The organism is Acidobacteriota bacterium (genome assembly GCA_026393755.1).
Classification (GTDB): Bacteria; Acidobacteriota; Vicinamibacteria; order Vicinamibacterales; family JAKQTR01; genus JBAXOX01.
The window spans coordinates 73488-99014 of sequence record JAPKZO010000039.1; the positions used below are offsets into that span (position 1 = coordinate 73488).

6 protein-coding genes are annotated in these 25527 nt (G+C 66.1%); 2 read left to right on the forward strand and 4 right to left on the reverse strand.

The window, feature by feature from the left end; translation table 11 throughout:
* Nucleotides 1–3: 3 nt before the first annotated feature.
* The 3 genes from NTV05_16650 to NTV05_16660 all read right to left on the reverse strand — a co-directional run bounded on the left by NTV05_16650 (nt 4) and on the right by NTV05_16660 (nt 13904).
* Nucleotides 4–3504, reverse strand: a complete 3501-nt coding sequence (locus NTV05_16650; GenBank protein MCX6546027.1) for a hypothetical protein — start codon at nt 3502–3504, stop codon at nt 4–6.
* 283 nt (nt 3505–3787) lie between these two features.
* Nucleotides 3788–9772, reverse strand: coding sequence for an FG-GAP-like repeat-containing protein (locus tag NTV05_16655; protein ID MCX6546028.1), 5985 nt, complete (start codon nt 9770–9772; stop codon nt 3788–3790).
* A gap of 232 nt (nt 9773–10004) precedes the next feature.
* Nucleotides 10005–13904 (reverse strand): M12 family metallo-peptidase, encoded by a 3900-nt coding sequence (locus NTV05_16660; protein ID MCX6546029.1) that lies wholly within the window; start codon nt 13902–13904, stop codon nt 10005–10007.
* A gap of 197 nt (nt 13905–14101) precedes the next feature.
* Between NTV05_16660 and NTV05_16665 the strand changes: the two genes are divergently transcribed.
* Nucleotides 14102–17830, forward strand: a complete 3729-nt coding sequence (locus NTV05_16665; GenBank protein MCX6546030.1) for a hypothetical protein — start codon at nt 14102–14104, stop codon at nt 17828–17830.
* 46 nt (nt 17831–17876) lie between these two features.
* Nucleotides 17877–21617 carry a M12 family metallo-peptidase gene (locus NTV05_16670; protein ID MCX6546031.1) on the forward strand — a complete coding sequence of 1247 codons (3741 nt, stop codon included), beginning with the start codon at nt 17877–17879 and terminating at the stop codon, nt 21615–21617.
* Nucleotides 21618–21673: 56 nt separating this feature from the next.
* Here NTV05_16670 and NTV05_16675 read toward each other — a convergent pair whose 3' ends face one another.
* Complete coding sequence (locus NTV05_16675) at nt 21674–25444, reverse strand: hypothetical protein (protein MCX6546032.1); 3771 nt, start codon at nt 25442–25444, stop codon at nt 21674–21676.
* Between the last annotated feature and the right edge of the window lie 83 nt (nt 25445–25527).

A 25527-nucleotide genomic window follows, 5' to 3' on the forward strand; every position in this document is an offset into this window, starting at 1 on the left:
CTCTTACTTCACCACCACACGCACCCGCACCGCGTCCGTCCCCGGGGCCTCAAACACGAGGTCGAACGCGCCCAGGAAGGCCGGCGCGGGCTGCCAGTAGAAGACCCCCGCCGTCGCGTCCAGCGAGGAGCCCACCGGCAACGGGCGGCGCTCGGCGTCCACTGCGAGGTGGCCCAAGTAGCCCCCACTGGCCGCTCGTGGCAGTTGCACTTCGATGCGGTCGCCCTGCATCACGTCAATGAGGTGGCCGCCTTCGGCATCTGCCGGCAGGTCCTCCCACTCGCCGCCCAACTGGCGGACGGAAACCGGGCCGACGAGGGGCGACTGGTTGTCGTCCCGTGCGCTGCGCAGTCTGGCCGGGCTGGAGCCCGGCGATCCCAGGGGAACGCCCGCACGCCGACCACCGACCGTTGAGCGCTGACTGGTGGGCTCCCCCACTTCGCTCCCTGAGCTTCGTCGAGGTCCAGCCGCAGCGCTGCGCGCCAGGGCGGACACGCCAACGGGCTCGGCGGGCGGCGTCGTCCCGCGCGGGGCGGCATCAGGGACTGTCGCGAGCCTGGGATCGCCGGGCTCCGGCCCGGCCTCCAGTCGCGATGCGCCAGCATCGGCGCCCCCATTCAGCACGTTGAAGAACCGGCTGCCAATCCCGTCCCCTCGGCCGCAGCTGTCGTACACCAGCCAGCCGATCTGGTGCCGGCCGTTGGTCAGCGTCGTCGTGTTCACATAGTACGCGCCACTCGCATTGGCGCTGTTCAGGAAGCCCGGGAACGAGGCGGCAATATCAGCGCGCGCGTCGCCATAGCTGACGAGCGCGGCCGGGAGCGAGTCGACGGTGACCCACACATGGCCGTTGTCGATCCGGCACGACGCGTCCCCCGCCGGCGTCAGCGCCCAGCCGAAGTTCACGAAGGTCCCCGACCTGGTCTCCCCGTACCCCGGCGTATCAATCGACCCGAACGGCTTGGACGCATGCGCGTTGTCGACCGCAATCGCCTTGCTCCCGAGGCTCGTCCAGTGCCCGTCCACGTCAAACGCGAATGCGTAGAGCGTGTACGGGCCGTTCCCCTGCCCCTCCAGGCCCCACGACAACAGCAGATACCCCCAGCCCGCCCGGTTGGCAAACGGGTAGCCGGCATAGATCCCCTCAACATCCGGGCGCGCGTCCGTCACAAACAACGGATTCGCGATAAACACCTTGCCATGCGCGGGGTGCGCCGGATCCGTCGTGTAGGCATGCGAACCATCTTCCCCCAGCACCAGGTCCCGCCAGATCTCCACCCGGTCGATGGCCACATCATCCAGCGCCCACCCCGTCACCGCAAACGACCCCTGCATCCCCGTCGTGCCGTCCCCAGGCGTGTCAAACGCGCCGAACGGGGGCTGGTTCGCCGAGGCCGGCTGCAGCGTCAGCGTCACCGCCACCGCCTGCGGCGAGTTGCTCGCGCCCGCGGCCGTCACCGTCACCGTCGCCGACGCGCTCGTCGCCGCGCCCAACACGTTGTCGGGGTTGATGATCCCCACGGTAAAGGTGCCACTGCCCGTGCCGGCGCCGTGGGTGATCTGCACCCAGGGTTGATCAGCCACCGCCGTCCACGCCAGCGCCGGCGAATTGCTGAAGATGACCGTGGCCATCTGCGGCCCCGTGAGCGGGTTCAACGTGCCGCCCGTGTTCGTCCCCGTAAACCGCAGAGTCGCCGGTGTCACCGCCAGCGTGGGAACGGGCTGCACCACCAGATCCACCGTCTTCGTGACCGTTGCGTAAGTAGCGGCATCGGTGGGGGTGAACGTCACTGACAGCGTCTGCGTTCCTGTCGTGTTCATTGCGGTCCCGGTGGGCGGCGTGAAGACAAACGTTCCCGGCACCGGATTCCCGTTTACCGTGGCTGTCGCATTCAACTGCGTTGCGCTGAGCGCGGTACCGGCCTTGACCGGCTCTGGCGTCGCCCACGTAATCACCGGGGTCGCCGTGCACGCCAATGTCGTGAAGGGCTGACTGGCGCCGTTGGTCGTGCCGGCGCTGCTCTGCACACGCGCCCGGTACTGGTACGACGTCCCGCAACTCAGGCCGCTGAGGGTGTAAGTCTGAGTCACGTCGACCGCCCCTGAGCCAATCACGCCGTACGTCGCCGTGTTGCCGTAACTGGTGGTTGGCCCATGGTCGAAGTACAGCGTCGTGCTCAGCCCTTTCGGGTTCACTGTCGCACTGAGCTGGGCGCTGCCTTGCCCGACGTTCGTGGCGGCGTTGGTCGTCACGGCCGGAGGCGCGGGCGGCGCCATGTTCGCCAGGTAGTAGTCGCGCCCGTTGACCGTCGTGTGGTTCTCGAAGGCGTCGTCGCCCGGCTTCACATCGAATCCGCCTGGGCCCTTGGCCGCGAAGGCAGTCATGTAGCCATTGCCGTCGAACCACAATGTCGAGAAGTAGAACGCCGCCGGCGTCTGCGTAGCGACGTACGTGAGCGGTGCGTCCGACGTCTTCTCCATCGGCACGTTGAAGACGTTGATGTTCTGAACGGCCGCGTCGGCCTGGGTGCCCACCGCGGTGTCCGCTTGAAGCCCCATCGCGGCCGGCGGCAGCCACCACCACAGGTACTGGCCGAACGGGTTCCACTGCTCGGGCAGAGAGTTGGGAGCCAGCGTAGCGTCCATACGCGTGACAAGCGGAACATCGCCGAAGAAACAGTAGTTCTCGTCCCCCATTCCGCCACCCACCTGGGCGGTCCACGACCACTGCACCCGCGTTTCCACGTTGGAGCCATAGCGGCTCTCGACAAGAGACTGGAAGACGACCGAACCGCCGCCCACCCAGTTGCGCCCCAAGGACGCCTCGACGACGGTCGACTTGAAGCCAGTATGGGGGCCGCCGTCCTCCGCGACCACGGTCTGGCGGGCGAAGTCGTAATTGATCTCCGCCAGCACAAAGAACATTTTGGATCCCCCCCAGACCTGGTTCTGGTAGAGCACGATGCCGGTCTCTGCGTCGAAGTGGGCGACCCCCGTGCTGAACAGGTCGATCCTGTAGACGACCTTCACTATCTGCCGGGTCGGCTTGAGGTCGAACAGCGCCTTGATGGGGAGGAAGTGGACCTTGGCGGGGAGAACATTGTTCACAAACGTCGAGTAGGTGTACGACGTCCGCTCCACCCACGTGATGACCTCGTTCGTCTTCTGCCAGTAGTCTCCGGGCGCAATGGTCTGAAGCGTTTGCGGGGGCATCCAGCAGGGTCCCTGGTCCAGCAGGGAGTAGGTGGTCGTATCCGCTGGCAGAGGTGATGTCCAGTTGGTCAGGGCTGAATGGTGAACCACCTGCGCGTTTGTTCCGACAATGGAATCAAAACGGTACGTTTCCTCCGCGTTCGAGGAGATGACGCCACCGCCGTCGACCGCCCCCAGGTACCACACGCGCACTCCCTGCTGCATCCAGCCGTCGTCTGCGGCCGCAATGCCGGGTCCTGCGCAGCTCACGCCAACAACCAGCAACGACCAGAAGAACGCTCTCACTTTCATGGAAATGCCCTCCGTGAACGATCCACGGCCACGAGTTCAGCGAACGCACGGCGCGTGCAGAGGCAGGGGCAGAACGAATCTCGAAGGCCAGTCGTGGCTGGCACAACAGAGGGATAGCAGTCCTCACGGGTCGTGAGGGAAGGGGGCCCGGCGAATCGCGGTACCGGCGACGGGGTCACGTCGCTCCTCCACGGCCCGTGGGGTCAGGTTAGCGAGCAAATCGCCTCTGGATTTACACCCGCGCTCTGGCGTTGTCAAGGACAGAAACACCGATGTCGACGCCTTACTTCACAACCACACGCACCCGCACTGCGTCCGTCCCCGGTGCCTCAAACACGAGGTCGAACGCCCCGAAGAATGCCGGATCTGGCTGCCAGTAGAAGATGCCCGCCGTCATGTCTAGCGACGACCCCACCGGCAGCGACCGGCGCTCGGCGTTCACCGCGAGGTGACCCGTATAGGCCCCACCCGCGGCGGGCGGCAGTCGCACTTCGATGCGCCCGCCCTGCATCACGTCAATGAGGCGGCCGCCGTCGGCATCCGCCGGCACGTCCTGCCAGTCGCCGCCCAGGTGACGCACCGCCACGGTGCCGCCGGCTGCGGGCGCGACGCTGCCCGCATCGCGACGACCGGCCAGGGATTGATCGCTGGCCGCACGCGCTGCCCGCCTGGGATCGCCGGGCTCCTGCCCGGCTAGCGGCCTCAGCGTCAGTTCGGCAGGATCCACGCCCCGTCCTGGATCTGCCTGCAGTGTAGGCCGGCTCTTCCCTTCGCCTGCGCTCAGAGCCGCCAGGCCCGAAGCATCGGGTCCGAGGGTGGGCCGGGTCTGCAGACCCGGCGCGTCCGCGGCGGCGCCGGCGTCACCAGTGGGCCGCGCCCCGCCATTCAGCACGTTGAAGAACCGGCTGCCGATGCCATCCCCCCGGCCGCAGTTGTCGTACACCAGCCAGCCGATCTGGTGCCGGCCATTGGTCAGCGTGGTCGTGTTCACATAGTACGCGCCACTCGCGTTGGCGCTGTTCAGGAAGCCCGGGAACGAGGCGGCAATATCCGCGCGCGCGTCCCCATAGCTGACCAGCGCGGCCGGAAGCGAGTCGACGGTGACAAACACATGGCCGTTGTCGATCCGGCACGACGCGTCCCCCGCCGGCGTCAGCGCCCAGCCGAAGTTCACGAAGGTCCCCGACCGGGTCTCTCCGTACCCCGGCGTATCAATCGACCCGAACGGCTTGGACGCATGCGCGTTGTCGACCGCGATCGTCTTGGTGCCGAGCGACGCGCTGTGGCCGTCGACATCAAACGCGTAAGCGTAGAGCGTGTACGGGCCGTTCCCCTGACCCTCCAGGCCCCACGACAGCAGCAAATAGCCCCAGCCCGCGCGGTTCGCGAACGGGTAACTCGGATAGAAACTCTCGACGTCCGGGCGCGCGTCGGTCACGAACAGCGGATTCGCAATGAACACTTTCCCGAAGGCCGGGTGAGCCGGATCCGTGATGTAGGCATGCCTACCATCTTCCCCCGGCACCAGGTCCCGCCAGATCTCCACCCGGTCAATCGCCACGTCGTCGAGTGCCCAGCCCGTCACCGCGAACGACCCCTGCATCCCCGTCGTGCCGTCCCCAGGCGTGTCAAACGCCCCGAAGGGCAGCGCGGACGCGCCTGGCCGCGATACGGTCAGCGTCACCGGCACCGACAGGGGCGAATTGGACGCCGATGGCGACGTCATCGTCACGGCGCCCGAGAGCGACGTGCTCGCACCGATCGTGTCGCCCGGATTCACAATCGCCACGGTGAACGTGCCGGCACCGGTCCCCGATCCCCCCGTGATGCTAAGCCAGGGGTCCGTCGTCGTCGCCGTCCACCCACTGGACGCCCCACCGAACGTGATCACCACCGTTTGCGCCAGCGTCTGCGACGACAACGTCGCCGATCCGACGGCCTTGACCGCGCCGAAATACAGCGACGCCGGGGCCGCCACCATCGTCGGCGCCGGCAGCACGACCAAGTCCACCGTCTTCGTAGCCGTCGTGTAGTAAACGTTATCGGTGGGCGTGAACGTCGTCGAGAGCGTGTGCGTCCCCTCCGCGAGGACGATCCCGGCATCGGGCGTGTACGCGAACGTGCCAGGCAGCGCCGCGCCGTCGAAGCTCGCGGTCGCATTCAACTGGGTCGAAGACAGTGCCGTGCCGAGCCCGATACTCGCCGGGGTCGCCCATGTAATGACCGGCGTTTTCATCGCCACGTAGGTAAACGATCCGCCAATCGTCGCCGCCTGCGCGTCGCGATTGGCCACCACGACGTCCACCACACCCTCCGCATGTGCCGCCGTCACCAGCGTCAGCGTCGTCGCGTTCGTCACCGTGACATCCGATGCCGCCACGCCGCCGATCGTCACCGTGGCGCCCTGGACGAAACCGGTGCCGTTGATCGTCACCACGGTGCCGCCCAACGTGGATCCGCTCGCGGGGTAGATCTGGGATACCGTCGGCGCCGCGTTCTTCGTCCGCAGTCGCGATTCCTGCGCACCCACCCAGGGCTGCGTCACCCAGCGACTGTGTTGGGCGAACGGACTGCTGGCCGAGTGATACCGTACGCGCACGCGCCAGTGATACGAGGTGGCCCGAGTCAGGCCGCTCACCAGTTCGTTGAAACTGGTTCCCGCCATCGTCGAATCCAGCCAAGCCGTACTCCGGCTCGTTCCGCTTCCAGTGAACGAGGTGCCGAGTGGCTTCACCTCCCACTCCAGCTTCACCTGGGTGCGGCCGAAGGGACTGTGCGCGATCGCCGCCAACCGGAACGCCGTCATGGATTCGGATCGGCCCCCATGCGCGATGGGAGCGGAGTTGTCCGCCTGGCGGGCGCGCGGCGCCAGACTCCTCCCGGGCCCCCCGCCGCCCAGGTACACATACGCCCGGCCGACGTAGTAGTCATAGGCATCTGCCCCAACGACGACGTCGGCGTAGCCGTCCCCGTTCACGTCTCCGGCCGTTGCCACTGAGACCCCAAAGCTGTTGCTGGTCGTCTCGCCGGTCAGGGTCGTCGAGGGCGTTGTCGTCAGACCACTTGCTCCGCCCAGATACACATATACCCGCCCGGTCGCCGTCACGTAGCCAGGTGCCCCGACCACGATGTCCGCATAGCCGTCGCCGTTCACATCTCCCGCGGTCCCTATCGAATAGCCGAAGCTCTCGTTGGTTCCGACACCGTCCAGCGTCGCTGCCGGCGCCATTCCCAGGCCATTCGCGCCTCCCAGATACAGGTACACTCGCCCGATGGCGCCGGTGAAAGTCTGCCCAGCTCCGATCAAAACGTCTGCGTAGCCGTCGCCGTTGACATCTCCCGCCGTCGCTACCGAGGCTCCCAACGCCTCCCTTCCCGCTCCTGCCATTGTCGTTGCCGGCGACGTCACCAGGCCGCTCGCTCCACCGAGAAACAGATACGCCTTCCCATCCCAGTTGTTGTAGCTCTTCGCGCCGACGACGACATCGGCGTAGCCGTCCCCATTCACGTCTCCGGCCGTCGCCACCGAACAGCCGAACTGGTCGCCTGCCGCGCCCGTCAGCGTCGTAGCCGGCGTTGTCGCCAGGCCACCCGCCCCACCCAGATACACGTACGCCCGCCCACTGCCAGCCGCCCCCACCAAGACGTCCGCGTAGCCGTCCCCATTCACATCTCCCGCTGTCCCCGCCGACCAGCCAACCTGCTCATCGACCGCGCCGGTCAGCGTTGTCGCTGGCGTCGTCGCCAGGCCACCCGGCCCGCCCAGATACACGTATACCCGTCCGTATCCTCTGACATAGCCAGTCTCACCGACGATGACGTCCGCGTAGCCGTCTCCGTTTACATCCCCTGCCGTCGCCACCACATAGCCGAATTCGTTGCCAGCCGTCTCGCCCGTGAGGATGGTCGCGGGGGTCGTCGCCAGGCCGTTCGGTCCGCCAAGATACAGATACACCCGACCGGTCCCGGAGTAATCGTAGTAGTACGCCCCGACCACGACGTCCGCGTAGCCGTCGCCATTGACATCTCCCGCTGACGCCACCGACCGGCCGAAGTCGCTGTAGGTCCCCGCTTCTCCCGTCCAGGTCGTCGCCGCCGTGGTCGCCACTCCGCTCCCGCCGCCAAGGTACACATGCGCCCGCCCAGTACTGCTGTTGTAGGCGTGCGCCCCGACCACCAAATCGGCGTAGCCGTCGCCGTTCACATCTCCCGCGGTCGCAACCGATCTGCCGAAGCTGTCGCCGGCCACCTCACCCGAGAGTGTCGTCGCCGCCGTTGTCGCCAGGCCGCTCGCCCCGCCGAGATACACGGACACCAATCCTGTGAGACTTCCGGTGCCCTCCGCCGCGACCACCACGTCAGCGTAGCCGTCCCCGTTTACGTCTCCCGCCGTCGCGACCGAGACGCCGAAATTGGTGCCGGGCGCCACGCCTGTCAGGATCGTCGGCGCCGTCGCCGCCAAGCCGGTCGCGCCCCCCAGGAACACGTATGCCCGTCCGGTGGCAGATTGGTACCAAAATGCCCCGATCACGATGTCCGCGTAGCCGTCGCCGTTCACATCACCCGCCGGCGCCACCGAAAAGCCGAAGTAGTCGCCAGCAGTCTCGCCCAGCACCGTCGTCGAGGCCGTTGTCGACAGGCCGCTTGCGCCGCCCAGATACACGTACACCTTCCCGGTGTTCGTGGCGTAACCATAGGCCCCGACCACCAGGTCCGCGTAGCTGTCGCCGTTCACATCGCCCGCCGTGGCCACAGAGAAGCCGAAGTTGATGCCGGCCGACTCGCCCGTCAATGTCGTCGCCGTTGTCGTCGCCAGACCGCTCGGCCCTCCCAGATATACGTACACGCGTCCGGCGGCACCACTGAAGTAGGGCGCCCCGACCACGGCGTCGGCATAGCCGTCCCCGTTCACGTCCCCTGCCGGCGCCACGACTGCGCCGAAGAAGTCGCCCGCCGTCTCGCCAGTCAGTGTCGTCGCGGCGGTCGTCGCCAGACCGCCCGGTCCCCCCAGATACACATACGCCCGCCCGGTGTTCGCGCTGCGGCCTGGTGCTCCGACCGTTACGTCCGCATAGCCGTCCCCGTTCACATCTCCCGCGGTTGCCACGGTGTAGCCAAACATGTCGCCGACCGCCTCGCCCGTCAGTGTTGTCGCAGGCGTCGTCGCCAGGCCGCTCGCTCCCCCGAGGTACAAGTACACGCGCCCGGTGTCACTCCCGTAGCCATACGCTCCCACGAGTACGTCCGAGTAGCCGTCCCCATTCACATCTCCCGCCGGCGCGACGGGAAAGCCGAAGTGGTTGTTGGCAGCCTCCCCCGTCAGCGTCGTTGGCGGTTCAGTGAGCAGGGGATCGATGGTGACCGGGTAGACGGCGCCACGGGTGTCGAGCGTCAGGCGAATATGTGCGGATTCGCCCGAGAGAACCGAGAGCGTGGCGGGCAGTGTGCGGCCGCTGGCGTCGGTCACGATGAGATCGGCGTATCGGGCGCGAACCACACCGTCGGGCCCGCGCAACTCCACCACCAATCCGTCCTGCTGGAGAGCAGGCTGCAGCTCACCGGTCACCGCCAGTTTGAGCGTCACTTGCCCGGCGCCGGCCGGCGCCTCTGCCAGCGTGAAGCCGTGCTCGATGCCCCCCTTTTCGTTCACATACCATTCGCTCAGTGCCGGCGCGCCCTCGTGTGAATCGCCATGCCGGAATTCCACGCGGCCGCCCTCCGCCCGCGGCGCCACGACCGGCATCGGCGTCAAGTCGTCGCCGACGCCGTAGGCCACCAGCCGCAGACCGACAGTCCAATCCGCGACGGCGCCCGGCAAGTCCATGTCAGATCCTGCTTCGGTCGTCGATGCACTCGTTCCCGGCGAGTCGGCGTCCACTGGGGTCCGCGAGTGCCGCGTTTCTCGAGGGTCGCGTGCTGGCGGCCGCATCGGTGTGATGGCCACACCCATCGAACTGAAGCGCGCCTTCCACCGCTGCCCCGGATTGTCCGCTTCGTAGGTCCCCGGGGCCGTGTCCGCCACTGGCCGCACGGCGTAGGCGTCTTGCTCAATCTGCGCGCGCACCGCCGTCCACCAGTCTGCCGCCACGCCCGACGGCAACGTCGGCGCATCACCGGCTGCCCCGTGCGAACGATCGACACGCGGTGTCGCCGCGAGCGACCGCCCGCCGACCTCGGTGGGCGAAGGCTCAGGCGTGATCACCCCGAGAGCGATCACCGCGCAAAGGCAGATCAGTCGTGACGTACGACGCGAACGGCAGGCTGTCATGATCGTGTTCCTCGTTCGTTCACATGGTGAACTGCCGGGAAGGGGCAGATGCTTGAACGACGCCCATTCATCGGGGGGGGCGACGACCGCGAATCTTGAGAATCGGCGAGATGATAACAGATCACGCGGCGCGCTGGACGCGCGCGATGCGGAAACACCACCACGTCGTAGGTGCCGGGCGGCAGCGGGTCCACCGCCAGCTCATACGCCGCGCCAGCCCGCAGTCGTTCCGTTACTTCACGACCACACGCACCCGCACCGCGTTCGTTCCGGGTGCCTCAAACGCGAGGTCGAATGCGCCGAGGAATGCCGAATCTGGCTGCCAATAGAAGATCCCGGCCATCGCGTCGAAAGAGGATCCCAGTGGCAGTGGCCGGCGCTCGGCGTTCACCACGATGTGGCCCGTGTAGGCCCCACCCGCCGCGGGCGGCAGTTGCACTTCAATCCGGCCGCCCTGCGTCACGTCAATGAGATGGCCGCCTTCGGCATCTGCCGGCAGGTCCTCCCAGTCACCGCCCAGATGACGCACCGACACAGTGCTCGAGGACGCCGCGGGACGGGCCGCCGCCGCGGGCGCCGCCCAGTGCGCAGCCTCAGGCGTCTGCGTTCCCGCGTAGGGGCGCGATTCATCGCGCCCGGCCGCGACGGCGGTCTCTCGATCGGGCGCCATCAATGGCGCCCCTACGGTCGGATCAGATCCCGAACCCCGCGCGCCGCCATTCAGCACGTTGAAGAACCGGCTCCCAATCCCGTCCCCTCGGCCGCAAGTGTCGTACACCAGCCAGCCGATCTGGTGCCGGCCATTGGTGAGCGCCGTCGTATCCACATAGTACGAGCCACTCGCGTTGGTGCTGTTCAAGAAGCCCGGGAACGATGAGGCGATATCACTGCGCGCGTCGCCATAGTTGACGAGCGCGGCCGGGAGCGAGTCGACGGTTGCCCACACATGGCCGTTGTCGATCCGGCACGAAGAGTCCCCGACTGGCGTCAAGGCCCAGCCGAAGTTCACGAAGACCCCGGACTTGGTCTCCCCGTACCCCGGCGTATCAATCGACCCGAACGGCTTGGACGCATGCGCGTTGTCGACCGCAATCGCCTTGCTCCCGAGGCTCGTCCAGTGCCCGTCCACGTCAAACGCGTAAGAGTAGAGCGTGTACGGACCGTTCCCTTGCCCCTCCAGGCCCCACGACAGCAGCAGATACCCCCAGCCCGCCCGGTTCGCGGCCGGATAGCCTGCATAAATCCCCTCTACGTCTGGACGCGCGTATGTTACAAACAGCGGACTCGCGATGAATACCTTGCCATTCGCGGGGTGCGCCGGATCCGTCGTGTAGGCATGAGCGGGATCTTCCCCCAGCACCAGGTCCCGCCAGATCTCCACCCGGTCAATGGCCACATCATCCAGCGCCCACCCCGTCACCGCAAACGACCCCTGCATCCCCGTCGTGCCGTCCCCCGGCGTGTCGAACGCGCCGAACGGCGGCGCGGACGCGCCTGGGCGCAAGACGGTCAGCGTCACCGGAATCGTCAGCGGCGAGTTGGACGCGGTCGGCGACGTCATCGTCACCGCGCCCGAGAGCGAGGTGCTCGCACCGATCGTGTCGCCCGGATTCACAATCGCAACGGTGAACGTGCCGGCACCGGCTCCCGATCCCGGAGTGACGCTCAGCCAGGCGTCCGTCGTGGTCGCGGTCCACACACTCGATGCGATGCTGAATGTGAGCACCACCGTCTGCGCCGGCGTCTGCGACGACAGCGTCGCCGATCCGACGGCCTTGACGGCCCCGAAGCTCAACGACGACGGCCTCGCCGTGGCGGGCCCATACACCGTGAGCTCCGCGGAGTTGGAGGTGGCCGAACCCGATGAGTTGGTGAAGACCGCCTGGTAACGCTTGCCGTTGTCTGCGATCGACGCCGTGAATGCGTACGTGGGTGACGCGGCGCCAGCGATATCGGTCCACGTGGAGCCACCGTCGGTGCTCACCTGCCACATAACCGTCGGCGCGGGGTTGCCGCTGGCCGCCGCTGTAAATGATGCCGCGCCACCCGGGGCCACCGACTGATCTGACGGTTGCGTCGTTAATGTCGGCGCCGCGGGCGGACCCACGATCGCGAAGTCGGCATCTGAAATGTCGAAGAAGATGTTGCCGACGGCCTCGACCTTGATGCGAGCCGTGGTTGTGGCGGCGTCCGGGATCGCCACCACCGCGCTTCCGGTGTTCGGCGTGCTCGAGGTCAGCACCGTTGGGAATGTGATTCCGCCATCGGTCGAAAGCGAGATCTTCACGTCGGCGGCGCTGACAGGCGACGCGCTCGTGCCCGCCACGATCCACGTCACCGTCTGTGCGCCGCTGGTCCAACCCACACTGCTGTTGGGCGAGGTCACCGCAAAAGGCCCGGCCGCCGTCGTCACGGTGACCTGCACGCGTGACGTCGCCACGGCACCACCGCCGGAGTGGTTGTCGCGCGCAGTCACCTGGAAGTTCATCGTGCGGTTCGTGACCGCGAGCGTCTCACCGGTCAGACACGTGTTGCTGGAGCACAAGTACGTCGCCGGCGGCACGTTGGCGTTGTTCAGGATGTACGCCAGGCTCGGAAACGTGCGCGTCGGGCTCGAACTCGGCAGGTACGACCTGAACAGCGGCCGCGAACCATCATCGGTCGTTGCCGTCGCCACCGAGGATGACGCGGTGCCCAGATCGAACTCCTCCCATTGATACGTGATGGGGTCCGTGTCCGCGTCGCTGCCCGTGGCGGTCAGGGTGAATGGCGTCTGCTTGGGGATCGTGTAATTGGAACCGCCGCTCACGTCCGGCAGCGCGTTGCCAGTCGCCGAGGTGGTTCCGCACGAGGCACCGGCGCCCGACGTCAGGTAGGCGGTGATCTGGTTCAGGCTCTCGACGTGAAACTGATCGTTCGAGTTAGGCTGCAGATTCTCCGGCGAGCAGATGCCGGCGTAGGCCATGATTGTCGATCCGCTGCCCACTTCGTACGCGTGCGTCGACGACCTGGCGGAACCGCCGCAGTCCGACGACGTACTGTTGAACGTGTGGTCGCCGCCGAACTGGTGACCGAGTTCGTGCGCGACGTAGTCGACGTCAAACGCGTCGCCGGTCGGGTTCGACAAGCCGGTCGCGCCCTTGGCCTTGAAGCTCGCCGAACAGATCACGCCGACGTCGGCGAATCCTCCTCCAGCCGAGGAGAAGACATGGCCGACATCGTAGCTGGCCGTGCCAACGACGGCGTCGAGGTTGCTCTGATTCTCGTCGATCATCGCCACGGCGTCGGTGTTCGTGTACGGATCGGTGCTGCCGTTGAGGTAGATCAAAGCCGTGGGATCAATAGTGGTGCCGGTCTTCAGCGTCAGCGTGACGGAGAGATCCCGTTCATAGATCCCGGTGACGCGGTTGATGGTCGTAGTCATCCGCGCGAGCGCCAGTTCCTTGGTCCCGCCGGCGGCCGCTGTGTACTCGCCGGTGGCCGCGAGCGCCAGCACGTACGTGCGTTTCGTGTCGCCGTTGGTGATCGGAAACGTGTCGACCCCACGGCTCTGCCCGGTATGACCGGCGTCACCGACCATGCAGATGGGTCTGGCACCCTGCCGGACGGCATCGGCTTTGCGAAACGACACGTAGTCGTCGAGATTGCCGCGCGCCCATGGATCGATGTACACCGTTCCGCCGGCCGACAGGATGATGGCGTGGAAACCGGCGGCGGTCCACCCGAACCGCGTGGTGGCAGCGGGATCATCGAGGCCCTGACCGCGATAGGTCTTGAATTCGGGAAACGCCGCCGCCAATTCCGGCGCCAGGATGGGCGACTCCTGCACACGGAAGCGCTCGTAGCGGCCGTCCGGCATGGGCAATGTCAGGATGACGTCGGCGACGGCGTTGCGCGCCGCGCGCTGGCGCTGCGCCCGCCGTGCAATGGCATCGAAGGCCGTCTTGTTGAATCGCAGGCGGGAGTACGGCCCACCCAGATCCGGTCGCCGGGCGTCCAGTGCGCGTGCTTGCGCGCTGACGGCCTGCCAGACCTGGTCGCCGGATTGACCGGCAGAAGGCTGCTGGCCGCCCGCGGCAATTGCACTGCCAGTGGCCCAGAAGATCGAGACCGCCGCCAGGATCACACGCACCCGTCGGTTCGCGCCACACCGGCCACACCGTCTGTCCGCCACGACTGCCTCCCTGGGGTTCTTCTGCGAAGTCGCGCCCGAGGCTGCCCTCTACACGAACGGCGGCAGTGGGATCTTCACGACCAGTACCTTTTCGAGCCTGATTTGCATCATACGACTCCGCCAGAGCATTGTCACGTAGGGTACACTCATGCTCAATGCCACGTAGGCACAGTGTTTCTGCAAGACTGATCAGACTGATCCCGGCCGCCGTCATCACGGCGGCAGTCGTATGTACGGGCGTCGTGCGGGCTCAGTCCGGCCCCGTGCCGCCCACGCCTCACGTGACGTACCTCACTCCCATCTGGGGCGGCATCATTGGGGCCTCGGACGCGGAAGTGGCGGCCCAGGTGGCCACACTTCGGACCAGGATCGGCGAGGGCGGGGGCCTTAAGGTGGGATTTGCGGCCTATCTGTTCGTCAACATGGCCGACTGGAATGTCGACCTTTCGTCACCCGCCGCAATCCGCGCGGCGCTCGGGGATTTCGAGGGTCAACTCGACGCAGGCATCCGACACGCGCGGGCGAACAATATTCCGTTTGTCGTCACCATGCTGACGGCCCTCCGGGCCAAGGTCGACCCCGCGCAGCGGACGTCGTGCGATGAGGATCGACGGGTCATGCAATGGCTGGGGGACAACCAGGCGAAAGACGGCTGGTGGACGTTTTCACGGTATGCGCGGCGGCAGTACCGCGTCCAACAGGCCTACATGAAGGAAGTCGCGAAGATCCTCGCCTCGCGCATCGCCCAGGATCCGGAGACGCTCGTCGCCATCGCGGGAGACGGCGAGATCGAACTCGACTCGGAAGACCTGCCGAAGGTGGCCGACTATTCGCCATTCGCGATTGCGGAATTCCGCGACTGGCTCCGTGGCGAGGGTTTGTATGCCCCGGGTGCGCCGTTTGATGGCGAAGCCTGGGCCAGCGCGGCGCGATACCGTCATGATGCCAGCCCGGCGGTCGATACCAACGGCGATGGACACACCCTCAACGGGGATTTCGGCACATCGTTCACATCGTGGAATCTTCGCTACTTCGACTGGTCCCTGTCCGACCCGGACACGCCGGATCCCAAGGCCATCCCGAAAAGCGTTTATGCGGACGCCGCCTTCGATCCGATGCCAGACGCCGGCGCGCAGTACTTCGATGCCTCCCGGATTGTGAATGCGTCCGACCCGTGGTGGAACATCTGGGATCAGTTCCGCCAGACCATGATCTGGCGACATAACAAGGACCTGGCCAGGTGGATGACGACGACGCCCGACGACATGGGTCGTGTCGTCCCGGCTGATCGATGGTTCTCATATCAGATCCCGGCGGACTATTTGTTTGGCGGAACCCCGGAGAATCCGAACTCGCGCCTGCTCGGGTCGGCGAGTCCGTGGTGGACCGCCAATGTGATGCCCTATGGCGGCCTCGGGTTCACGTCGTTCGGCGTTCGCTTCGGCACCAACACGTACCTGAGAACGCTGCCAGGCTATTCCGCCGCAATCAAGTCGTGCGAGCCGGGCATCACGTCGCCGCCGACCTGCGTCGAAGGACGGGGAGGCCTCGCGGGCACCTCGTGGGGCATCTTCGAGTGGAACCCGGTGGTGCCGCTGGCGTCGGCAGACTCTGCCGAACGGGCGCTGCGGCAATCCGAGCAGCGGCGCTGGGCAGCGCGTGCTGCGCCGGCCACATTGGTGTCCTCGGACTCTCCTGGATCTCCGGGCTCCCCCGGGTCCGGAAGCCCGGGAACGGGTCCCCAGCCGTTCGATACCGCCATCTACCAGGACGAGATCGAGATCCTGCGGCGCTACCGCCCCCGGGTGCTCGCGCCATTCATGTGGGAGTCGAGCGCCTACAGGATCCTGGACACCGGATTCGAAACCGCGTTGCGGCGGTTCGCCGAGTATCTGCGCGACGGGTGGGCGCCGACCCTCAAGGTCGATCGCACGTCCGTGGCTTTCACCGTGCAACAAGTGCAAGGCGTCACGGCCAACTTCACGTCCACACAGATTGTGCGGGTAAGCCAGCCGACCGGCGGAACGGTGGATTGGTCAGTGAGCGCTGACAAACCGTGGATTGTGCTATCGCCTGAGTCGGGCCATGGCGACGGCACCTTCACCATTTCAGTGGACCCGGGCCGGATGGCGCTCATGTCTCCTGGCACCTACACGGCGGTCGTCACCGTGTCGGGGCCGGGTTCGGTGGAGGGCGTGCGCACGATCAATGTGCCGGTCGTGCTCACCAACGACATGGCTTCAGCCCCTCCGTTCGGGTCCTTCGACACCCCATTGGACGGTGCCACCGGCCTGCAAGGGTCACTTGCGGTGACCGGTTGGGCGCTCGATGACATCGAAATCGATCGTGTCGAACTCTGGCGCGACCCGGTGCCAAACGAGACGACGCCGCCGTACATCACCGATCCAGCCCACCCGGCCTACGGGAAGATCTTCATCGCCAATCCCTTCTTTGTCTCGGGAGCCCGAACCGATGTCGAGGCGGCATTCCCGGAATCTCCCTTTGCGAATCGGGCCGGCTGGGGCTATCTGCTGCTCTCGTGGGGACTGTGGAATCAGGGAAACGATCGGTACACCCTCTACGCGTACGCCTTCGACAAGGAGGGCCATCACTCCCTGCTCGGCACCAGGACGATCACGGTCGACAACGCGCATGCGACCAGGCCGTTCGGCGCGATCGACACGCCCGGGTACGGCGCGACCGTCGCGGGCGCGTTCTGGAATTTCGGGTGGGCGCTCACGCCGCCTGCGGAACCGGAGTGCGCCATCTCGAACGGCGACGTGAAGATGAATATCGACTCGGGGCCGCTGCTTGCCGTCAACTACGGCGATCTCCGCACCGATATCGCGGCTGCGTTTCCGGGCTTCAGCAACGACACTGGCAGCAGCGGCGCGTACTACCTCGACACGTCGACGATCGGCAACGGCATCCATCAGATTGGCTGGCTCGTGACAGACACCTGCGGCCGGCAGGACGGAGTCGGCAGCCGGTTCTTCAATGTACTGAATGGCGGCGCGCGGCCGGCGGATGACGCGGGCGCCGAGGCGACGAGCCCCGGCTCAGCCCGGGCCGTAGGGGCGCCATTGATGGCGCCCGCTCGAGAGCCTGCCACCGCGGCCGGGCGCGATGAATCGCGCCCCTACGCGGGAACGCAGACGCCTGATGCTGTGCACTGGGCGGCGCCCGCGGCGGCGGCCCGCCCCGCGGTGCGCACCGACCCCGTGCACGTGCGTCGTCTGCGCGGCGAATGGCAGGCGGTGGCCCTGAATGCGGACGGGACGCGCGTCATCGAGGTCGATCAGGATCAACGCATCGAAGTGCAGTTGCCCGCACTGCTGCACGGGACCTACGCAGGATTCCAGCAGCTCGGCCCGGGCCGGCGGCCGCTTCCGCTCGGCTCGTCGCTCGACGCGCGCGCAGGGATCTTCTACTGGCAGCCATCGCCCGGGTTCCTGGGGATCTTCGACCTGCTCTTCGCGCCGGTAGATGGCGCGGACGGATTCGTTCGCGTGCGTGTCGTCGTCGGCCCGCCGATGCGAATGGTCGTGGATACGCCGGCTCAGGCAGCGGTCGTGTCATCGCCCTTCACCGTTTCCGGCTGGGCGGTGGATCTGGCAAGTGATCACGGCGCGGGTGTGGACACCGTTCACGTGTGGGCCTATCCAGCCGACGGAGGCGCGCCTCTGTGGCTCGGAGTGGCCGCCTGCGGAGGGTCGCGACCCGACGTCGGCGCCCTGTACGGACCGACGTTTGTTGACGCGTCGTTCTCGCTCGTCGTGGACCAGTTGCCAGCTGGCACCTATGACGTTGTCGCATACGCGCACCGGGCCAGAACCACCGCGTTTGAAGCGGCGCTGTCCGTGCGGATAACCGTGCGACAATAGCCGATATACCCCCTGCAGCGCCTGCTGATTCTCTTGCGGAGCTGAAATGTCTGTCCCGAGCACGAGGACGTTCGGTCTGCTGCTGGTGGCGGTCCTCGCGCTCGGCGCCCCTGCCGGCTCGCCGTTGTCGGCGTTCCGCTCCCGCGACATTCGTGGAATCCTGTTTGCCGCCTCTTCGCAGCCAGCGGCCCAGGCTCGACCTGCCGATCCCACAGTGATTCGGTCCCGGCTTGTGACCATCGACCTCGGCGCGCTTCAGGCCGCGCGGCCTGTCGATCCTGGCGCCGCGGCTGGCCCGTCCCTTCTGATCAATCTGTTCGACGACCTCGCGTACAACGCTGTCGTGGATCGCATCGATCCCGCTGTCGGGGGCTTCACGTGGGTCGGTCACATCCCTGGCCATGATCTCAGCACGGTGACGCTGGCGACGGTTGACGGTGTGGTCGCCGGGGGCATCGTCATGCCGGAAGCGGCCTACACCATCAGGTACGTCGGGGGCGGCGTCCACGAGGTGGCTCAGATCGATCAGGCGAACTTTCTTCCGGAGGCCAATCCGATCGCCGTGTCCGTCGGTCGCACGGCAGCCGCCGCCGCACCTCGCGATCCGGCTGCCGCGGGAGACAGCGGGGCGACGATCGATGTGATGGTGCTCTACACGCCTGCGGCGGCAGCGGAGGCCGGCGGCACGAGCGGCATTCGTGCGCTGATCAATCAGGGGGTCAGTGACGCGAACACCTCGTATGCGAACAGCGGGATCACGCAGCGACTCAACGCGGTGTATGTCGGTGAGGTGGAGTACACGGAAAGCCCGTACGTCTCGGGCGACACGAACACGGGAATGGAGCGGGACCTGGACAACCTGCAAGGCGGAGCGGGTGCCTTGAGCGGCGTCGCAGGTCTTCGCGACGGCTACGGGGCCGATCTCGTGTCGTTGATCATCAGAAGGGCGACCGACTGGTGTGGCATGGGTTACATGATGGATTCGGTGGGCTTGTATTTCGAGCGCTATGCGTTCAACGTTGTCGACCGGTCCTGCATCCCCGGCTTCACGCTGGCTCACGAACTCGGCCACAACATGGGGGCCCAGCACGACTGGTACATGGACAACTCGACAACGCCCTACTCGTACGCACATGGCTATGTCGATACCCGGAACCGGTTTCGGACGGTGATGGCCTATAACTTCGCCTGCACCAAGGATCTGGGTTTCAGCTGCACGCGGCTGCTCTACTGGTCGAACCCCGCCATCATGTCCCCTGGCGCGAACGGGAGTGCCCCGATGGGCATTCCCGGCGGCACGAAGACGGACTGCCCGACCGGTGATGCCTCGAACATGTCGTGCGACGCCGACGATCACCAGGCGTTGAACAACACGGCGTTCACCGTCGCGAATTTCCGGCAGGCGGCCTCGCCGTCGGGTCCCGCGATCACCTCCCAGCCGGGCAGCCAGACGGTCACGGCGGGATCGACCGCGACATTTGCGGCGTCGGCAAGTGGCAACCCCTCGCCAACGGTTCGCTGGCAGGTGAGCACGGACGGCGGTGGAAGCTGGAACGACATCGGCGGGGCGACTGCCGCTACGTATGCGCTCGTCGCGGGATTCGGTGATAGCGGCAAGCAGTACCGCGCCGTGTTCACCAACTTCATGGGCAGCGCGGCGACCAGTGCCGCCACGCTGACGGTGAGGACGCCGCCCTCAATCACCCTGCATCCGAGTGATGCGACGGCCCGGGCCGGCGGATCCGTAAGTTTCTCGGCCGCAGCCAGCAGCAGCCCGGCTCCGACGGTGCAGTGGCAGATCAGCACCAACGGCGGAGCGACCTTCACCGACCTGACGGGAGCCACCGCAACCACGTACACGTTTGTTGCGGCTGCCGCCGATCACAACAACCGCTACCGTGCGGTGTTCACCAGTGACGGAGGCAGCACGCCGACCAACGCGGCGACGTTGACGATTTCAGGCCAGATCACGCTCGACCCGTCGCCCCTGCTGTTCGCCGCTTCAAAGAACGGGGCGGGACGGGCGATTGCGTTTGTGACGCCGGCACAAACCGTGAGCGTGTCGGGCATCTCGACGGCGTGGACCGCGACAGCGGGTCAGGCGTGGCTGCAGGTGACGGGCGGGTCTGGAACCGGCGCGGGACAGTTCACCGTGAGCATTGTCAATCCGGCCGACATCATTGCTGGAAGCACGTTGCTGAGCGGGACGATCACGGTATCGACCTTAACGACGCCAGCGTCATCGGCGTCGATTCCGGTGACCTTGAGGATCTCCCTGCCTGGTACGACGGGCGCGCCATTCGGCGCGTTCGACACGCCGACCGATGGAACAGCCGGTATGCAGGGTTCGTTCGCTGTGACGGGCTGGGCGCTCGACGACCTCGGGATCGATCATGTCGAGATCTGGCGCGACCTGGTAGCGGGAGAGGACCCGGCTCATGCCTACACCACCGATCCGTCTCATCCCGCGTACGGCAAGGTGTTCATCGCGAATCCGCTGTTCGTCCAAGGAGCGCGACCAGACGTCGAGGCGGCGTATCCGACATTCCCGCAGTCGTACCGCTCAGGCTGGGGTTACCTGCTGCTGTCGTGGGGGCTCGAAGGTCAGGGGAACGGACCGTACACGCTCTACGCGTTCGCGTTCGACCAGGAAGGCCACGCGACGACGCTCGGGACCAAGACCATCTCCGTGGACAACGCGCATGCGTCCAAACCGTTTGGATCGATTGATACGCCGGCGTACGGGGAAACGACGTCCGGGAGCTTCTTCAACTTCGGCTGGGCCCTGACGCCGCTCGGATCGGCATCGTGCCGAATTGACAACGGCGGTGTGCAGGTGAGCATTGACTCGCTCCCGCTCGCAACCGCCATGTATGGGGACGCGCGCAGTGATATTGCGGCGGCCTTTCCAGCCTTCTTGAATAGCACGAACGCGAGCGGCGCGTACCTGGTCGACACCAGGCAGTTGTCCAATGGCCAGCATCAGATCGGCTGGCTGGTGACCGATAGCTGCGGCCGGCAGGATGGCATCGGCAGCCGGTTCTTCACCGTGCTGAATGGAGGCGGCGGCGCCCGGCCTGCCGTCGATGCGGGCGCGACGAAGGCGCGGCCTCCCTCCGTCAGCGCCGACGCAATCTCGGTTCGGCACGGTGGCGAGGTGTGGCAGGCTGTCTGGCCGAACCGCGGCGGTGACAGAGTGGTCGAAATCGTTCAGGACGGCCGCGTGGACATCGCGCTGCCCCACCGACGATCCGGCACGTTCAGGGGATACCAGATGGTGAACGGGCAGCACCGGCCCTTGCCGCTGGGCTCGTCACTGGACACCGGCGAGGGCGTCTACTACTGGCAGCCCGCCGCCGGTTTTCTTGGCAGTTTCGATCTACTGTTCGTCACGCCCGATGAGGCGGCCGTCGCGGTGCGTGTGATTGTTGGCCCTGCGGTCCGGATGGCCATCGACGTACCGGAATCCGACCGGACAGTGTCGGGGCCCTTCACGGTTGAGGGCTGGGCCGTCGATCTTGCCAGCGAGAACGGGTCGGGAATCGATACAGTGCACGTGTGGGCGTACCCGCTCGACGGATCCGCACCGATATGGCTTGGTGTTGCCGACCGAGGCGATCCCCGCCCTGATGTCGGGGACGTCTACGGAGCGGCCTTCAGTGAGTCGTCGTACAGCCTGAACGTCGGCAACCTGGCGCCTGGTTCCTACGATGTCGTCGTCTATCCTCACCGCGCGCGGACCAACGCGTTTGAAGGCGCGCAGATCGTGCGGATCGCCGTCCGGTAGTTCCCGGGCCGACGGGCACGGCCGCCGGAGCTTTTCGCGAAGGCAGATGAACCAGGCTATCTGACCGTGAAGCGCACGATCTGGGCGGCGTCGAACGATCCGGTCTTCGCCCGGTGCACGTAGACCACGATGTCGTAGGTGCCCGGCGAAAGGTGACCGACTACGAGCGTGTACGCCGCCTTCGTGAATGTCGTTCCGTAGAGCGCGCCCACATCCGGCCGCGGATCACCGTACTCGGCCACGCCGAGCCAGATCGGCGGGGCGCCGCCGGCAGGGTACGCCCACACATGCACCGTATCGACGCCTGAGCCCTGCTCCCCAGCCAGGTCGAGCGCCCAGCCCGCTACGGCAAATGGCCGGCGCACCTCGGCGCCGCTGGCAGGCGTGTCAATCGCCATCCGCATCGACGGCCCGACGACGACCCCGAGGCGCACGCCCATGCCGCCCGGTGCGACAAATACCAGGTCGTAGCGGCCGAGAAAACCCGGGGCCGGCTGCCAATAGAAGATGCCGCCGCGCTCGTCAAGCGACGATCCGAGCGGCAGCCGGCGCCGCGCACCTTGCGTGTCCAGATACCCGGTGTACGAACCTGCTGCCAGCGGCAACCGAACTTCAATCCTGTCGGATTGTCCGACCTCGATCACCCGAACGCCATCGGCGTTGGGCTCGATCACCTGCCAGTCGCCAGCCACGTGGCGCACGGTCACGGGCTCGCGGCTGACGCCAGGCAGCGCAGGCGCCGGAGGTCGGGCGCCCGACGCCGCCGCGAAATCGAGGGAAGGCCTGGCGCCGCTGTTCAGCACGTTGAAGAACCGGCTGCCGATGCCATCACCCCGGCCGCAGTTGTCGTACACCAGCCAGCCGATCTGGTGTCGGCCGTTGGTGAGCGCCGTCGTATCCACGTAGTAGGCGCCACTGGCGTTGGTGCCGTTCAAGAAGTCCGGGAACGCCGTCGCGATATCACTGCGCGCGTCCCCATAGTTGACCAGCGCGAGCGGGAGCGAGTCGATGCTCACAAACACGTGACCGTTGTCGATCCGGCACGACGAGTCCCCCGCCGGCGTCAGCGCCCAGCCGAAGTTGACGAAGACCCCGGACTTGGTCTCCCCGTACCCCGGCGTATCAATCGATCCGAACGGCTTGGACGCATGCACGTTGTCCACGGAAATAGTCTTGGTTCCGAGCGGCGTCGCGTGGCCATCCTTGTCGAACGCGAACGCGTAGAGCGTGTACGAGCCGTTCCCTCGACCTTCCAGTCCCCATGACAGCAGCAGGTACCCCCAGCCCGCGCGGTAGGCTGCCGGGGTGCCGGCGTACAAACTCTCTACGTCCGGGCGCGCGTCTGCCACAAACAACGGCCTCGCGATAAACACCTTGCCGTACGCGGGGTGAGACGGATCGGAAGTGTAGGCATGAGCAAGATTCTCTGTCGGCGTCAAGTCTCGCCAGATCTCCACGTGATCGATCCCGACGTCGTCAAGCGCCCAACCGGTCACCGCGAACGACCCCTGCATCCCGGCCGTACCGTTCACTGGCGTGTCGAACGCTCCGAATGGCGCGGAGGTTCCTGTCTTTGGGTACATCGTGAAGACCACCCGGATGTACTGCGCGGAATTCGATGTCGTTCCCGCGACCGACTCCTCCACCGTCACGTAGTAGTCGCCCCACATGTTGTCCGGGTAGATCGTGCTCGACGCGATCGAGACGTCGAAGGTGCCGCTGCCAGTGCCCGATACCGGCGAGACAAGGACCAACGGATTGCTCGACGTGACCTTCCACCGTACACTGCTCGCGCCAGTTCCTGAGATTGCGACGCTGACTGTCTGAGGATCGCCGACGAGTCGGCCATTGTCGTTGCCACCGAAATCGAGGCGGCGGCGATTCAGCGCGATTCGCGGCAACAACGCGCTGGTTGTCGACGAATCCACGATAATCGGCCAGCGGGAATACGCGGCGTTGGCGTTCAGGCCGTCCGAAACGCTCGCGTAGATGTAATAGGTGCCATTGGGAACACCGGTCGTATTCCACGTGTAGCTGCTGGAGATCGCCGGATTCACGCCTGTGACGATCTGTGTGAGGCCGCTCGACGGGTCGATATCGGTGTCGTAGTACAGCGTCAGCGTCGGGGTACCCGGCGCCAGCAAATCGGCGTACGTCCACCGGATGGTGTACTGGTTGCTGACCGTCTTCTCGTTGGCGGCGAGCTTGAAGTTCTTGACGTAGAACGTCGTGGCGTCCGGGTACTCGTGCGGATCGAGACGGAAATTCTCGATGTTGCCGGCCCACCCCGTCGTCGACAGCTCGGTGCCGGCTTCGGTCACGATCCGCAGGCAGTGATTCCATTCGGTTACCGACGGCTCGCATGTCCGCATCGACGTGATGATCTTCGACATCACGTTAGAGCCGGCGCGCGAGTTGAAGATCAGGTCTTTGCTGACGTTCTCCTTGGCCTCTTCGCCCTCGATCAGCCAGACGACGCGCGCGATCGATCCGAGGTTGATGTCGCGGGCCTTGTCGGGAACACCCATTTCCAGCGTGAGAATGTGGTAGCGGCTCGAGTCGATCTTCTTGTAGCGCCCGCGCCCATCACCCGCAAACCACAGGAAGTACATGTACGGATCGCCAGACCCGACCTGCCCTGCCGCCGCACTGGTGCCCTGGAGGACGTTGACGTTCCCGAGCGAGCTTCCCGCTTCATTGACTGCGGCGATCGTCGTCGCGGTCAGGCCTGAGACGTTGACGGCATAGTCGACCTGCGACGTGCTCGTCATGTCCCACGCCTGGTTCAGCTGGACCGTCGCGAAGTCGTCGCTGCTGCCCTCGGGCGAGGGAGACGTGAACGTGAACGTCGGAGTGTCGTTGACGCGGTAGAAACCGGACGAGTACCTGCACCCGTTGCTGGTTGCCGGATCGGCGCCGGTCGGGCAAATCTCCACGTAATAGTCGCCCGCGGCCAGGGCGCCGGGCTGGAAGGTGTGCGACCCGCCTGAGACATTGCGCGCAGGCAGCGCCTGGTTGGACGCGGTGAGCACACCCAGGTTGCCATCTGACGCCGTCTGGTTGTCGTCCAGATAGACGTCCACGTTACCCGAAAAACCACTCCATGTAATGGTCTGGGTGGGCAGGTTATCGGGAACCAGCCGGATCCAGTCGATCTCGATCGCCGCGCCGGCAGTGGCCGTCAGATTCAGCCGCAGGTCGCCGATCGTGCCGGTCCACGGCGCCAGAGGGGATCCGCTGGCATAGCCGAACGTCGGCAGGTCTATGAAGTAGATCTGCCATCCGTCAAAGGTGAAGAAACTATTCGAACGAGTTTCAGTCGTCGGAGTGTCGTAGAGGGTCCCTTTGTGCCAGAGGTAGCCGGCCGTACACGCGAGCGTCGGCAACGCCAACGTGCAGGCTCCGCCGGTATCGAGTCTCATGCGAACGGCGACAGTCTTGTAAGTGCTGGCGTCGATCGGAAAGTTGTCGCCCGTCTTGCCAATCCTCGAACTGGGAGGGTTGCCTGTTTCAAGGATCCAGAGGTTGCTGTCGGTACCTGACGTCGTCGCCTTGAGGCAGGTCGAGGTCGATCCGCCGCCGGTGCAGGTGGTGTGAGTCACGCCGCTCAAATTCGTGAGCGGGCCGTCGTTGGCATACAGCCACCAACTGACATCGGTCCACTGATTCATGTCAATGGGCTTCTGGAACGTCCGCGTCGCCCAATCCTGTCCAGCCGCCACGACGATCTGGCTGGCTGGCGCCCCCACGGATTGGCCGGCCGCATGCGATGCCAAAGCTGCTGCAACCAGACCAACGGCCGCGATGGCGAGGATTCCCTGCCGCATTGCCACTCCCTCGGGTACACGGCGGCGCCTGCGCCGCCCGTTAGAAGACGCTGGAGACACTGCACCTTCTGGATCTGAGAGCA